Source organism: Holdemanella sp. (assembly GCF_056804935.1).
This window is the reverse complement of sequence record NZ_DBMEXE010000122.1, coordinates 4064-4933: the sequence shown is the minus strand read 5'-3', so window position 1 is coordinate 4933 and position 870 is coordinate 4064. Positions and strand designations below refer to the sequence as shown.

The window sequence follows — 870 nt, the reverse complement described above, 5'->3', positions numbered from 1 at the left end:
ATTCCAGATATCGCGTACTATAACTTCCCATATACATTTGGTGCTTTATTTTCTCGTGGTTTATACGCAAAATTCAAAAAGGAAGGGACATCATTTATTCCTAAATATGAAAAACTACTAGCTGCAACAACCACAAATACTTGTGAAAATGTCGCAAGTATGGCAGATATCAACATTGAAGAAGAATCGTTCTGGCAAGAAAGTCTACAATCGATTGCCGATCAAATTCAAGACTTCTTAAAGGAGTTAAGCGCATGATCTCATTTGCGAATTTACATGATGATATAGGAAATGATTTGTTCGATCATAAAGAACAGTTGAATCGTTTGGATGAATTTCACTATCCTCGCTTTAAAGAAGGCAACATGAAATTTTCTGCCATTGTCTGCTGCTTTAGCGGCACTGAATCATGGCAAGATATGCAAGAATGTATCGTATATGCCAATGATTGTATTCATTCAAGTAAACATTTCTCATTTAACAACGATAAAGATATTCAAGTCTTTATCGCTGTTGAAGGTATGTGTGGAATTAAAGAAGATGTCACAAATAAAATTCAATGGTTATATAATCATAATGTACGTCTTGGTTCATTATGCTGGAACGATGATAATGCCTTAGCTTGTGGTGCAAGAACAAATAATAAACCATTAACAGATCTAGGTATTGAAGCGGTTCAAGCTATGAATCATATTGGCATAGCCATTGATACAAGCCATTGTTGCGAATGGAACTTCTATGATATCGCAAAAACAAGTACAAAGCCCATCATCGCATCTCACAGTAATGTGAAGGCTTTATACAATCATTACCGTAACTTGAGCGATTTACAACTAGACATTATTAGAAATAAACAAGGACTAGTTGGAG

At 34.9% G+C, this 870-nt stretch carries 1 protein-coding gene and 1 pseudogene; both read left to right on the top strand.

The features are described 5' to 3' along the window. Window positions 1–258 (top strand): annotated as a pseudogene (locus tag ACZQCL_RS06415) (M3 family oligoendopeptidase); the annotation flags it as partial. Next, a partial coding sequence (locus ACZQCL_RS06410; RefSeq protein WP_482482321.1) for a dipeptidase occupies window positions 255–870 on the top strand: 616 nt, incomplete at its 3' end. The pseudogene ACZQCL_RS06415 and the gene ACZQCL_RS06410, both read left to right, overlap by 4 nt.